Origin of the sequence: Aquabacterium sp., assembly GCF_021768455.1 — a bacterium.
In the GTDB taxonomy this organism is placed as follows: Bacteria; Pseudomonadota; Gammaproteobacteria; order Burkholderiales; family Burkholderiaceae_C; genus Aquabacterium.
On sequence record NZ_JAIZVX010000124.1, the window covers coordinates 1 to 12,686 of the forward strand.

Sequence of the window (12,686 nt, forward strand, 5' to 3'; positions counted from 1 at the left end):
TGGTGGGATGGGGTGACCCTTCAGAAGCGCCAGCCCAAGGGGCGCAGGAGCTCGGCCGTTTCATACAAGGGCAAGCCCATGATGCCGCTGTAGCTGCCTTCGATGCGCTCGGTCCAGGCCCCGGAGCGGCCCTGGATGGCGTAAGCGCCCGCCTTGCCAAAGGGCTCACCGCTGGCAACGTAGCGGTCGATTTCCGCTGTGTCCAGACGGCGCCACTGCACATGGGAGGTGCTGAGGCGAACCACGCCCCCCACGACCACGGCCGTGAGCACACGGTGGGCGCGTCCTGAGAGACAGCCCAGGATGCGGGCGGCATCGGCGGCGTCGGCCGGCTTGCCCAGGATGGCGTCTCCCAGGGCCACGGTGGTGTCGGCACACAGGATGGGCGCCTCGGGCCAGCCCGGGCCTTCCGCAGCCCGGCGCAGGCGACGCTGGCAGGCAGCCTCCCATTTCGCCAGGGTCACGCGCTGGACGTAGTCCTCCGGGGCCTCGCCCGGGCGCTCGGCCTCCAGGGCCTCGGCGTCCTCATCGGGGTCGGGCAAGAGCAGTTCGTGCCGCACACCCAGCTGGTCCAGCAGCTGGCGCCGACGCGGACTTTGCGATGCCAGGTAAAGCCAGGCGCCAGCGGACGCAGCGAGATCAAGGGACATGGTGTGCAGAAGAAAGCGGGCCAGCCTGGATGCTAGCGCGGCGCGCGGGCGCAGACCTCGTCGCGCATCATGACCGCCTGCAACCACTGGGTGCGCTGGGGGGCACGGGCCAGAGGCCATTGCTGGCGCCAGACCTCACCCACAGGCCCCAGGGCCAGCATGGCCTGGAGCTCGGCGGGCGCGGCCTGGGGCTGGTCCATGTCGAGCCAGACGGCCACGCAGGGGGCCTGGGCCGCGGCGAAGCCCAAGGGCGGTGGCAGGTCGGGCGAAACGGCGGTCCAGGTCCGGTCTTGCGGCCGGGCGTCGGCCAGGATGCCGGCAAGGTGATCGTCCCCCGTGACCAGGCGCAAGGGCCCGGCGCCAAAGCGCGCGTGCAGCGCCACCGACATGGCTTCGGAAGGCCGATCGGTCCAGCAGTTGCGGCAATGCTGGGCTGTGCGGGTGGGCTCCCACCAGCGCACCAGGGCCAGCATCAGCGCCAAGGCCACGCCGCCCCAGATCAGCATGTCAAAGCGACGGGCCCAGACCGCGGGCAAGACGGCCGCACGCCCCAGCGCCCAGACGCACAGCCAGACGGTGAAACCCGGCACCACCGGCCACAGCCAGCGTGGCGTGAAATGCGAGCCCTTCATCGCCGACACCAGCACCACCAGCAGCACCAGGCCACACAGCACCTGCCAGCCCACCCAGCGCATGGCCAGGCTCGGCGCCGGCGAGGCCGCAGCCCTGCGCCCCTTGAACCAGGCCAGCAGGCCCAGCCACAGGGGCACCAGAAGCAGGTATTCCACGCTGCCCAGCACGACATCCACACCCGGCCGCCACCAGGCCACATGGCCATCGCTGACCACGATCTGGTGGGCCAGCGACAAGGGCCCATCGCGTTGCACCCACCACCACTGCGCGTAGGGAGCAAGGCACAGCAGGCACAGGCCCAGCGCCAGCAGCAGGCCGCCAAGGTGGGCTCGCCAGAGAGGCCACACGCCCAGGCCACGCGAACGGCCTTGCCAGGCCAGCACCCCCAGTGCGGCCAGCAAACTGCTGCCACACCAGAGCACCGCATTGAGTTTGGCCAGACAGGCCGCGGCCGCCAGCAGCCCGACAGCAGGCCACCAGCGCGGCGCCGCCAGGGCCTTGGCCACGGCCACGCTGCCCCACAGGGTGATGGCGCCGGCCAGCACCGTGTGCGTCAGGCTGTCATGCACCCGCCACATGGCCAGCATCAGCCCCAGGTGGGCCAGCAGCACACGGGCCTGCGTGGCCGGGTTCGCACCCAGTGCGCGCGCCAGGCCCTGCACACCCCCCAGCCAGGTCAACAAGACCAGGTAGCGTGCGCATTCCAGCGTCAGCTCCCAGCTGGCACCCGCAGGCTTGAGTGCCAGCAGCAGCCAGGTGTAGAGCGGCGGCTGACGCAGGCCATAACCCATCTGCCACGACTGCGCAAAGTAGACCTGCTCGGCGCTGTCGATGTCCATGCCATCGGGCTGGACAACCTTGAGCACGGCATAAGCCAGCACCCACAGGGCGATCACGCCCCAGGCTCGCAACAAGGGCGAGCGCCCCAGAAGATCAGGCACGGTGATAAGGATGGTTGTGCAGCAACGACCAGGCCCGGTAGACCTGTTCCAGCAGGAAGACCCGGGCCAGCGCATGCGGCAGGGTCATGTCGGACAGGCGGATGGCCTCGTCTGCCGTCTTCTTGAACGCCGGGTCGATGCCATCGGCACCGCCGATGATGAAGACCACGTCGCGGCCATCGTGCTGCCAGGCCTCGGTGCGCTCGGCCAGTTGCACGCTGGTCAGGCGCGTACCCCGTTCATCAAGGATGACGCGGCGCGTACCGCGCTCGATGGCCGCCTCCATGCGCGCCGCTTCGGCCTGCATGATGACGGCCACGGGCTTGCCTTCGCGCGGCTCGGCCTTGAGGGCCTTGACCTCCACCTTCCAGTCTGGCGGGAAACGCTTGAGGTAATCCTCGCACGCTTCGTTCGCCCAGTCCGGCAGGCGGTGGCCGATGGTGACCACCGTGAACTTCATGGCCTCACGCCCTCTTCCAGCCGCGGCCGATCAACGTGCCGTCTTGCGGGCAGGGGCCTTCTTGGCCGCGACCTTGGTGGCAGCCACCTTCTTGCCAGCGACCTTGCGCACCACAGGCTTGGCCGGTGCAGCCTTCTTGGCCGCCACCTTCTTCGCCGCAGGCTTGCGAGCCGGGGCGTTGACCACGATCTTCTGGATCGGTGCGGCCTTCTTGGCTGCCACCTTCTTGGCGGCCACTTTCTTGACGGCCACGGTCTTCACCGCAACGGCCTTCTTGGCTGCCACCTTTTTGGCCGCGACCTTTTTCGCAGCGGCCTTGCGGGCAGGCGCCTTGGCTTCCACAGGCTCGGCCTTCACGGTCTTGGCGGCCTTCTTGGCTGCAACCTTCTTGGTCGGGGCGGTGGTCGCAGCCTTCTTCGCCGCGGTGGTCTTGCCTGCCGCCTTCTTCGGCTTCACGGGCTCGTCGTCATCGGCTTCTTCGGCCTTGACCAGACCCGCCTTGGCGGCCTTGAGCTTGATCGCCACCGGCTTGTCGCCCCAGATCTCTTCGAGCTGGTAGTACTGGCGGATGGCCGGCTGCATCACATGCAGCACGGCGGCGCCGCAGTCCACGATGATCCATTCGCCGTTGTCCTGGCCTTCGGTGCGGGGCACCGGGAAGCCTGCCGCCTTGACCGCCTCGCGGACGCTGGAAGCCAGGGCCTTGGTCTGGCGGTTCGACGTCCCCGAGGCGATGATCACGCGCTCGAACAGGGCCGAGAGGTGCTCGGTGTTGAAGACGACGATGTCTTGGGCTTTGACATCTTCCAGGCCATCGACGATGGCGCGTTGCAGTTTACGGATGTCCATTCAGCGGGGGGCGCCAGGGGCGTAGAGTTGATGGTGGGCAATATAGCGCGCCACGCCGGGAGATACCAGCGAAGGCGCCAGGGAAGCAGGCTCCTCGCCTCGGCCAAGCCGGGCGCGGATGTCTGTGGACGACACGGCCATGGGCGGCATGGGCAGCCTCACGACGGTGTGGGGGTGGTTCAGCAAGGCCTGCGGCGGTGCGATGGCCTGGTCGCCACGGCAGGCAACGGCCAGCGTGACGCGCTGCAGCAACTCGGCCCAGCCGTGCCAGCTGGGCAGGTTGGCATACTGGTCCTGGCCGATGACGAGCACCCATTCGGTCAGGGCGCCCGCGGCATCCGCCTCGACCTCCTGCAGGGTTCGGACCGTGTCCAGCGTGTAGGAAGGACCGGCGCGGTTCACCTCGATGGCATCGACCACGAAGCGCGGCTCATGGGCCACCGCCGCTTCAACCATGGCGATGCGGTGCACCGCCGGCGCCAACGCCCTCGCCTTCTGCCAGGCCTGGCCGACCGGGATCCAGCGCACCTCGTCGAGCTGGAGGTGCTGCAGCGCGGCCTCGGCCAGCGCCACGTGGGCGTTGTGCACAGGGTCGAAGCTGCCACCCATCAGGCCAATGCGGCGTGGGGTGGCTCGGGAAACGGGCGCAGCGCTCAAACGGTCAGACCCAGTCCCGCGGGGGCAGGAAATCGGTGTAGAGCCGGGCCTCGGCGCTGCCGGGTTCCGGATGCCAGTCGTAGCGCCACTTCACGATCGGCGGCATCGACATCAGGATGCTTTCGGTGCGGCCACCGGACTGCAGCCCGAACAGCGTGCCGCGGTCCCAGACCAGGTTGAACTCGACATAGCGGCCACGGCGGTAGGCCTGGAAGTCGCGCTCGGTCTCGCCGTAGGGGGTGTCGCGGCGGCGCTGCAGGATGGGCAGGTAGGCCTGGGTGAAGGCATCGCCCACCGAGCGGATCATGGCGAAACCGCCGTCGATGCCGAGCTCGGAGAAGTCGTCAAAGAAGATGCCGCCCACGCCACGGGCCTCGTTGCGGTGCTTGAGGAAGAAGTACTCGTCGCACCACTGCTTGAAGCGAGGGTGCTTGTCGTCGCCAAAAGGTGCCAGCGCGTCCTTGCAAACCTGGTGGAAGTGGCGTGCGTCCTCTTCAAAGCCGTAGTACGGGGTCAGGTCCATGCCGCCACCGAACCAGGCCACCACCGTGCCATCGGGCTTGTGGGCGGCCAGCATGCGCACGTTCATGTGCACCGTGGGTGCGTAGGGGTTACGTGGGTGGAACACCAGCGACACGCCCATGGCTTCGAAAGGGCAACCCGCCAGTTCGGGTCGATGCTGCGTGGCCGAAGGCGGCAGGCTCGGCCCCTTCACATGCGAGAAATTGCACCCCCCGCGCTCCAGCACATGCCCCTCTTCGACCAGGCGAGAGCAACCGTCGCCTTGCAGACGCTCCTGCGGGCCGCGCACCCAGGCGTCCTTGACGAAAGGCTTGCCATCTTCGGCTTCGAAAGCCGAGATGATGCGGTCCTGCAGGTCGAGCAGGTAGGTGCGGACGGCGTCGGTGTGCAACTGGCTCATGCGGTGATCCTGGGGCGATGCGGTGCGGCGGCCGGTCTGCTCAGCGGGCCTTGATGGCGCGCCAGCCGATGTCGCGGCGAGCCTGCATGCCATCGAACTGGATGCCGTGCATGTGGTCGTAGGCGCGCTGTTGCGCCAGCTTGACCGAATCGCCCAGGGCCGTCACGCACAGGACACGGCCGCCGCTGGTGCGCACCACGCCCTGCTCGTCGAGCACGGTGCCGGCGTGGAAGACCATCGCGTCATCGGCTTCGGCCGGCAGGCCGGTGATGGCGTCGCCCTTCTTAGGGTCGAGCGGGTAGCCGCCTGCGGCCATGACCACGCCCAGCGCCACACGGCGGTCCCACTGCAGCTCGACCTGGTCGAGCGTGCCATCGGTGGCGTGCAGGAAGACGTCGACCAGGTCGCTCTTCAAACGCATCATGATGGGCTGCGTTTCCGGGTCACCCATGCGGCAGTTGAATTCCAGCGTCTTGGGCGCGCCGTTGGCGTCGATCATCAGGCCGGCGTAGAGGAAGCCGGTGAAGGGGATGCCGTCCTTGGCCATGCCGGCCAGCGTCGGCTGGATGATCTCGTGCATGGCCTTGGCGTACACATTGGGCGTGACCACCGGGGCCGGCGAGTAGGCGCCCATGCCGCCGGTGTTGGGGCCGAGGTCGCCATCGAGCAGGCGCTTGTGGTCCTGGCTGGTGGCCAGCACGGCCACGTTCTTGCCATCGGCCAGCACGATGAAGCTGGCTTCTTCACCCTGCAGGAACTCTTCGATCACCACCCGCGCACCACCTGCGTTGTGCTGCACGCCCAGCTTGTTGTCGAGCAACATCCAGTCGATGGCTTCGTGCGCTTCCTGCAGCGACATGGCCACGACCACGCCCTTGCCGGCGGCCAGGCCATCGGCCTTGATCACGATGGGCGCACCGTGCTTGTCCACGTAGGCGTGGGCCGCGGTGGCCTCGGTGAAGGTCTCGTAGAAGGCCGTGGGGATGCCGTGGCGCTTCATGAAGTCCTTGGCGAAGGCCTTGGAGCTCTCCAGCTGCGCCGCCTTCTGGGTGGGGCCAAAGATGCGCAGGCCTCGGGCTCGGAATTCATCGACCACACCGGCCGCCAGAGGCGCCTCGGGGCCCACCACCGTCACGGCGATCTTGTTGGCTTCGGCAAAGTCGGCCAGGGCCTTGACATCGGTGATCGCGACGTTGACCAGGCGCGGGTCGCGCGCCGTGCCGCCATTGCCAGGCGCCACATAGACCTTCTGGGCCTTGGGGGACTGGGCCAGTTTCCAGGCCAGGGCGTGCTCGCGGCCGCCCGAACCAATGACGAGGATGTTCATGGGGTGTGCTCGGTTCAGTTCAATTCGGCGTTGTGATAGACCTCCTGGACATCGTCCAGGTCTTCCAGCACGTCCAGCAGTTTTTGCATGCGGGCGGCGTCGTCGCCCGTCAGCTCGATGTTGTTCTCGGCGCGCATCGTGGCCTCGGCCAGCTCGGCCGTGAAGCCAGCGGCTTCGAGCGCGTTTTTCACGGCTTCGAAATCGGCCGCGGCGCTGAGCACCTCGATGGAGCCATCGTCATGCGTCAGCACGTCTTCGGCGCCAGCTTCCAGGGCCACTTCCATCAGCTTGTCTTCGTCCACACCCGGGGCGAAGAGGAACTGGCCCACGTGCTTGAACTGGAAAGCCACCGAGCCCTCGGTGCCGAGGTTGCCACCGTGCTTGCTGAAGGCGTGGCGCACTTCGGCCACGGTGCGCACGCGGTTGTCGGTCATGGTGTCGACGATGATGGCCGCACCGCCGATGCCGTAGCCCTCGTAGCGGATTTCTTCGTAGTTCACACCATCGAGGTTGCCGGTGGCCTTGTCGACGTTGCGCTTGATGTTGTCGGCCGGCATGTTGACGGCCTTGGCCTTCTCGATGGCCAGGCGCAGACGCGGGTTCATGGCGACATCGGCCCCGCCCGCACGGGCAGCAACGATGATTTCACGGGTGACGCGGGTCCAGATCCGGCCGCGCTTTTCGTCTTGGCGACCTTTGCGATGCTGGATGTTGGCCCACTTGGAATGACCGGCCATGGTGACGAGCTCCGGGATGTATTTGTCTGTTGCGAACGACACAGCGCGCCCCGCCCGAAGGTGGTGCGCGCATGGATCCTGCTCTGTGGTTGAGCTAGGTGATACTTCGATTTTACCTTTCGGCCGGGCGAGCCCCCGCTTCCCGGCCCCGGAAGGCGACATTTTTCTCTCAGGGAGCCCCGTCATGGCCGATCCGATCCTGCTTGCCCGCCACCAGAAAGCCGAATCCTGGCTGCTGCCGGCCCTGGCCAACCGCCATGGCCTGATCACCGGCGCCACGGGCACGGGCAAGACCATCACCCTGCAGAAACTGGCCGAATCGCTCTCCAACCTGGGTGTGCCGGTCTTCATGGCCGACATCAAGGGCGACCTGACCGGCATCTCGCAAACCGGCAGCGTGTCGCCGAAGCTGGCCGCCATCCTGGCCGAACGCGGCCTCGACACCCCCGAGCCCGTGGCCTGCCCCACCACCCTGTGGGACGTGTTCGGGGAGCAGGGTCACCCGGTGCGCGCCACCGCGTCCGACATGGGCCCGCTGCTGCTGAGCCGCATGCTGAACCTGAACGACACCCAGCAAGGCGTGCTGCAGCTCGTGTTCAAGGTGGCCGACGACCACGGCCTGCTGCTGCTCGACCTCAAGGACCTGCGCGCCATGCTGCAGCACGTGGGCGAAAACGCCAGCACCTTCACGACCGAATACGGCAACATCAGCCCCGCCAGCGTGGGCGCCATTCAGCGCGGCCTGCTGCAGATCGAAGAACAGGGCGGCGACCAGTTCTTTGGCGAGCCCATGCTCAACATCGGCGACTTCATGCAGACGGTCGACGACAAGGGCGTGGTCAACATCCTGGCGGCCGACAAGCTGATGAACGCCCCGCGCCTGTACGCCACCTTCCTGCTTTGGATGCTCTCAGAGCTGTTCGAGAGCCTGCCCGAGGTGGGCGACCTGGACAAGCCCAAGCTGGTCTTCTTCTTCGACGAGGCCCACCTGCTGTTCAAGGATGCCCCCGCCGCGCTGACCGAGCGCATCGAGCTGGTGGTGCGCCTGGTGCGTTCCAAGGGCGTGGGCGTGTACTTCGTGACCCAGAACCCGCTGGACGTGCCGGAAACCGTGCTGGGCCAACTGGGCAACCGCGTCCAGCACGCCTTGCGCGCCTTCACCCCGCGCGACCAGAAGGCCGTGAAAAGCGCCGCCGAAACCATGCGCGCCAACCCGGGCCTGGACATCGCGACCGCCATCACCGAACTGGCCGTGGGCGAGGCCCTGGTCAGCCTGCTGGACGACAAAGGCCGCCCCGGCGTGACCGAGCGCGTGTTCGTGTTGCCACCGGGCAGCCAGATCGGCCCGATCACGCCCGAGCAGCGCAAGGCCTTGCTGGACGGCTCGCTGGTGGCGGGCGTGTACGAAAAGACGGTGGACCGGGAATCGGCCTACGAGAAGCTCAAGGGCCGCGCCGCCTCCACCTCCGCGCCAGGCGCTGGCAACACACCGGCTGCAGGCGGCCGCTCGATGCGCGACGAAGCGGCCGACGCCATGAAGGGAGGCGCTGCCGATGCCGCCACCGACGCGGTGACGGGCGGTGCGGGCGGCTGGCTGGGTGACGTGGCCGGCGGACTGCTCAAGGGCAGCGGGCGCAAGGACTCCATCCTGGAGACGGTGGCCAAATCGGCCGCGCGCACCATCGGCTCGACGGTGGGCCGAGAGATCATCCGCGGGGTGCTGGGCTCGCTGCTGGGAGGCGGCAACAGCCGCCGACGCTGACACCGCCGGCTGGCCGCCACGTCTGCGCCCGGGGACCGGGCGCGGATTCAGCGCTCGTGATGCCAGCGCCGCTCGTCACCCTGGTGACCGTGGCGATCGTCGCGGCGCCCCTCCCATGCATCGTGACGGTGATGCGCCCAGCCCCACCAGGGGCGCGGCGGGGCGTACACCACCGGCTGCACATACGCCGGCGCAGGCGCGTAGACCGGGGCGGGCGCATAGACCACCACACCCGGCCCATAGACCGGCGCCGCCTGGTAAATCGGGCGCGGCGCGGGAGCCTGGATCACCACCTGGGGCGAGGCCCAGACCGCCTGCGGCCCGATGGCCACCGCCACACTGACGCCACCGAGACCACCCGCATGCGCCACAGCGCCTGCCGCGGTCAGCAGCGTGAACAAGGTCCATCGAAGGGTTGGGTGAGTGCGCAGGTGGGCCATGGGGTCTCCTCGTGGCGACCGGGGCCGACGTGGTGTCGGCCTGCCAGAACGCCTGAGACCTCAACGGCCACCCTCATGTCGGCGATGACACGGGTTTGTAACGCTGCGTGTCCGCGGGCACGGCCCGAGCAGCCGGCCAGGCGCGCTCAGTGCCCGCCGTCGCAGCGGGCGATCTCCAGCAGACGGTTGACCTCGGTCGGGTGGTTCACCAGGTTGCGCTGGTGCCAGCGGCCGATCAGGTACATGGCACCGGCCACGAACAGGCCAAAGGCCGTGATCGCGCCGTAAGCCGAGAGGCCACCCTTGGTGAGGGCGCTGTAGCCAAAGCCGAGCAGCAGGATGCAGGCCTGCTCGTTGAAGTTCTGCACCGCGATCGAACGCCCCGACCCCATCAGGTTGTGACCACGGTGCTGCAACAGCGCGTTCATGGGCACCACCAGGAAGCCGCCCAGGCCACCCAGCAGGATGAAGAAGGGCACGGCCAGGGCCATGTCACGCAGGAAGTTCATGCCCAGCACCAGCACGCCCATGGCCACGCCCAGCGGGATGACGGTCGTGGCCTTGTCCAGCTTCATCTTCATGGAGGCGACCACCGCGCCCACCGCGGTGCCGATGGCCACCACGCCCACCAGGGACGAGGCCTGGGTGGTGCCATAACCCAGGGCCACGGCAGCCCAGGCCAGCACGATGTAGCGCAGGTTGCCCGAAACGCCCCAGAACAGCGTGGTCGTGGCCAGGGAAATCTGCCCCAGCTTGTCGTTCCAGAGGCGGCGGTTGCAGGAGAAGAAGTCCTTCACCAGTTCAACCGGGCTGTCGCCGAAGGGCTGAAGCGGGGTGTCGGTGCGCGGGATGCGCAGGTTGAACAGGGCCGCGATGACGTAAAGGATGACCAGCGAGGCGATGGCGGCCTCGGGCGCGGTGTCGATGCCGGTGTCGATGCCCGGCACGTCGAGCGCCAACAGGTGTGGCGCCAGGTGCTGGCCCATGAGCTGGCCTCCCATGACCACGCCCAGGATGATGGAGGCGATGGTCAGCCCCTCGATCCAGCCATTGGCCTTGACCAGCTGAGAGGGGGGCAGCAACTCGGTGAGGATGCCGTATTTGGCGGGCGAATAGGCCGCGGCGCCCAGGCCCACCACGGCGTAGGCCAGCAGGGGGTGGGTGCCGAACAGCATCATCAGGCAGCCGACGACCTTGATGCTGTTGGACAGGAACATGACCTTGCCCTTGGGCATGGCGTCGGCAAAGGCGCCAACAAAAGGCGCCAACACCACGTAAAACAGGGCAAACATCGGCACCAGGGCCGCGCGTTGCCATTCGGCTGCGCCACTGGACTTGAGCAATTCCACCGCTGCGACGAACAAGGCGTTGTCGGCCAGCGAGCTGAAAAACTGCGCCGCCATGATCGTGAAAAAGCCTTTTTTCATGCGCGAGCGTCGGTGAGGAACGGTTCCAGGGAGCAAAGACACAAGCCACGCACGCCATGTTCGAGGGCGGCCACAACGCGCGGGCACTCCGTCGGGCAGAGGCGACCGCCTCGCGGCCAGCCATGTCGACGGCCGCAGGTTATAGCACGCCCCCACTGGCCACCCCGAGCCTGTCCCCTCGGCGCATCGACTCCGGCACGCGAACAAGGGATGCGGCACCGCCCCCTTTCCCGGCTGGCAAAATGCCCCCATGCCACGCCCCATCGAAGCCCTGATCCACCTCGACGCCCTGCAACACAACCTCGGCATCGCGCGGACCTGCGCACCGGATGCCCAGGTCTGGTCGGTGGTGAAGGCCAATGCCTACGGACATGGCCTGGTGCGCGCCTTCGAGGGCCTGCGCTCGACCGACGGCTTCGCCCTGCTCGACATCGAAGAGGCCAAACGCCTGCGCGAGCTCGACTGGCGCGGGCCCATCCTGCTGCTGGAGGGCATCTTCGAGCAGCGCGATCTGGAATGGTGCTCCCGGCTGGGCCTGTGGCACGTGGTGCACAACGACCAGCAGGTCGACTGGATCGCCCAGCACAAGACGGAATGGCCGCACCGCGTGTTCCTGAAGATGAACACCGGCATGAACCGGCTGGGCTTCCGTCCACACGCGTTCCGCAATGCCTGGGCCCGCCTGAGCGCCCTGCCCCAGGTGGAAGAGGTCTCGCTGATCACGCACTTCTCGGACGCCGACAGCCCTAAAGGTATCGCCGAGCAGGTGGCCATCTTCCACCAGCACACGGCCGACCTCAGCGGCGAACGCAGCCTCTGCAACAGCGCGGCCACACTGCGCCATGCCCAGGACCCGGCCGTGCGAGGCGACTGGGTTCGCCCGGGCGTGATGCTCTACGGCGGCGTGCCCGACTACCCCGAGCACGATGCCGACCACTGGGGCCTGCAGCCGGGCATGACGCTGCGCTCGCGCCTCATCGGCATCCAGCACCTGCAGGCGGGCGACTGCGTGGGCTACGGCAGCCGCTTCACCGCCCCCGGACCGATGCGCATCGGCGTGGTGGCCTGCGGTTATGCCGACGGCTACCCGCGCCACGCGCCAGACGGCACCCCGGTGCTGGTGGATGGCGCCCGCTGCCGCCTGGTGGGGCGCGTGTCGATGGACATGCTCATCGTCGACCTGGATGCCGCGCCCGAAGCCCAGCTGGGCAGCGAGGTCACGCTCTGGGGTCACGGCCCGCAGCGCGATGGCGCCCCCACCCGGCTCGACATCGACGAGGTGGCCCACGCCTGCGGCACCATCTCTTATGAACTCATGTGCGCCCTCGCCCAGCGGGTGCCCGTCACAGTACTCGACCCGCAAGCGGCCTGACCCCACCCGGGCACGGCCTTTGCACCCCGCCCCTCACCCTCAGCTCTTGACCTCTCCGCCATGGACATCGCCGACCCCAAACACCAGTTGCGCATGACCCTGCTCATGACGCCCGACATGGCCAACTTCTCCGGCAATGTGCACGGCGGCGCCATCCTCAAGCTGCTGGACCAGGTGGCCTACGCCTGCGCCAGCCGCTACGCAGGCTGCTATGTGGTCACGCTTTCGGTCGACCAGGTGACCTTCCGCCAACCCATCCACGTGGGTGAGCTGGTCACCTTCCTGGCCTCGGTGAACTACACCGGCACCTCCTCGATGGAAATCGGCGTGAAGGTGATCGCCGAGAACATCCGCACCCAGGTCGTGCGCCACGCCAACAGCTGCTTCTTCACCATGGTGGCGGTGGACGAACAGGCCAAGCCCACGGCCGTGCCGGCACTGACCCCGGTCACGACCGACGAGCTGCGCCGCTTCGAGGCCGCCAAGCTGCGCCGCCAGCTGCGCCAGGA

At 67.9% G+C, this 12,686-nt stretch carries 13 protein-coding genes; 3 read left to right on the forward strand and 10 right to left on the reverse strand.

Annotated features, from left to right (window positions below):
• Nucleotides 1–20 precede the first annotated feature (20 nt).
• The 8 genes from QZ994_RS14995 to QZ994_RS15030 are packed head-to-tail and all read right to left on the reverse strand — an operon-like array spanning nt 21 to nt 7,176.
• Nucleotides 21–650, reverse strand: a complete 630-nt coding sequence (locus tag QZ994_RS14995) for a nucleoside triphosphate pyrophosphatase (protein WP_290873330.1) — start codon at nt 648–650, stop codon at nt 21–23.
• 32 nt (nt 651–682) lie between these two features.
• Nucleotides 683–2,224 carry a hypothetical protein gene (locus QZ994_RS15000; protein ID WP_290873333.1) on the reverse strand — a complete coding sequence of 514 codons (1,542 nt, stop codon included), beginning with the start codon at nt 2,222–2,224 and terminating at the stop codon, nt 683–685.
• A complete protein-coding gene (gene rlmH, locus QZ994_RS15005; protein ID WP_290873336.1) occupies nt 2,217–2,684 on the reverse strand; it encodes a 23S rRNA (pseudouridine(1915)-N(3))-methyltransferase RlmH in 468 nt (155 codons plus the stop codon). Before rlmH ends, QZ994_RS15000 begins: the two co-directional genes overlap by 8 nt.
• A 30-nt stretch (nt 2,685–2,714) precedes the next feature.
• On the reverse strand, nt 2,715–3,533 hold the full coding sequence (gene rsfS / locus QZ994_RS15010; protein WP_290873339.1) for a ribosome silencing factor: 819 nt from the start codon (nt 3,531–3,533) through the stop codon (nt 2,715–2,717).
• Nucleotides 3,534–4,190 (reverse strand): nicotinate-nucleotide adenylyltransferase, encoded by a 657-nt coding sequence (gene nadD / locus QZ994_RS15015; RefSeq protein ID WP_290873342.1) that lies wholly within the window; start codon nt 4,188–4,190, stop codon nt 3,534–3,536.
• Nucleotides 4,191–4,194: 4 nt separating this feature from the next.
• Nucleotides 4,195–5,112: an oxygen-dependent coproporphyrinogen oxidase gene (gene hemF / locus QZ994_RS15020; RefSeq protein ID WP_290873345.1), complete on the reverse strand. Its 918-nt coding sequence runs from the start codon at nt 5,110–5,112 to the stop codon at nt 4,195–4,197.
• Between the two features lie 40 nt (nt 5,113–5,152).
• Entirely contained in the window at nt 5,153–6,439 is a 1,287-nt protein-coding gene (gene purD, locus QZ994_RS15025) for a phosphoribosylamine--glycine ligase (protein ID WP_290873348.1), read from the reverse strand.
• A 14-nt stretch (nt 6,440–6,453) separates the two neighbouring features.
• Nucleotides 6,454–7,176 carry a YebC/PmpR family DNA-binding transcriptional regulator gene (locus tag QZ994_RS15030; protein WP_290873351.1) on the reverse strand — a complete coding sequence of 241 codons (723 nt, stop codon included), beginning with the start codon at nt 7,174–7,176 and terminating at the stop codon, nt 6,454–6,456.
• 184 nt (nt 7,177–7,360) lie between these two features.
• Between QZ994_RS15030 and QZ994_RS15035 the strand changes: the two genes are divergently transcribed.
• Complete coding sequence (locus QZ994_RS15035) at nt 7,361–8,938, forward strand: helicase HerA-like domain-containing protein (RefSeq protein WP_290873354.1); 1,578 nt, start codon at nt 7,361–7,363, stop codon at nt 8,936–8,938.
• Between the two features lie 47 nt (nt 8,939–8,985).
• On the opposite strand, the gene QZ994_RS15040 is transcribed toward QZ994_RS15035, so the two are convergent.
• Entirely contained in the window at nt 8,986–9,339 is a 354-nt protein-coding gene (locus tag QZ994_RS15040) for a hypothetical protein (protein WP_290873357.1), read from the reverse strand.
• Between the two features lie 185 nt (nt 9,340–9,524).
• Nucleotides 9,525–10,805 carry a lysophospholipid transporter LplT gene (gene lplT / locus QZ994_RS15045; protein ID WP_290873360.1) on the reverse strand — a complete coding sequence of 427 codons (1,281 nt, stop codon included), beginning with the start codon at nt 10,803–10,805 and terminating at the stop codon, nt 9,525–9,527.
• A gap of 250 nt (nt 10,806–11,055) precedes the next feature.
• Here lplT and alr point away from each other — a divergent pair, with 250 nt between their 5' ends.
• A complete protein-coding gene (gene alr / locus QZ994_RS15050) occupies nt 11,056–12,177 on the forward strand; it encodes an alanine racemase (RefSeq protein WP_290873363.1) in 1,122 nt (373 codons plus the stop codon).
• A 60-nt stretch (nt 12,178–12,237) separates the two neighbouring features.
• Nucleotides 12,238–12,686 (forward strand): acyl-CoA thioesterase (locus QZ994_RS15055; protein WP_290873366.1); only part of this gene is annotated, 449 nt, incomplete at its 3' end.

Excerpts from the sequence above, each read along its gene's own strand:
- purD (WP_290873348.1), bottom strand. The coding sequence starts at position 6,439 with ATGAACATCCTCGTCATTGGTTCGGGCGGCCGCGAGCACGCCCTGGCC.
- QZ994_RS14995 (WP_290873330.1), bottom strand. The coding sequence starts at position 650 with ATGTCCCTTGATCTCGCTGCGTCCGCTGGCGCCTGGCTTTACCTGGCA.
- lplT (WP_290873360.1), bottom strand. The coding sequence starts at position 10,805 with ATGAAAAAAGGCTTTTTCACGATCATGGCGGCGCAGTTTTTCAGCTCG.
- QZ994_RS15030 (WP_290873351.1), bottom strand. The coding sequence starts at position 7,176 with ATGGCCGGTCATTCCAAGTGGGCCAACATCCAGCATCGCAAAGGTCGC.
- rlmH (WP_290873336.1), bottom strand. The coding sequence starts at position 2,684 with ATGAAGTTCACGGTGGTCACCATCGGCCACCGCCTGCCGGACTGGGCG.
- hemF (WP_290873345.1), bottom strand. The coding sequence starts at position 5,112 with ATGAGCCAGTTGCACACCGACGCCGTCCGCACCTACCTGCTCGACCTG.
- QZ994_RS15035 (WP_290873354.1), top strand. The coding sequence starts at position 7,361 with ATGGCCGATCCGATCCTGCTTGCCCGCCACCAGAAAGCCGAATCCTGG.
- alr (WP_290873363.1), top strand. The coding sequence starts at position 11,056 with ATGCCACGCCCCATCGAAGCCCTGATCCACCTCGACGCCCTGCAACAC.
- rsfS (WP_290873339.1), bottom strand. The coding sequence starts at position 3,533 with ATGGACATCCGTAAACTGCAACGCGCCATCGTCGATGGCCTGGAAGAT.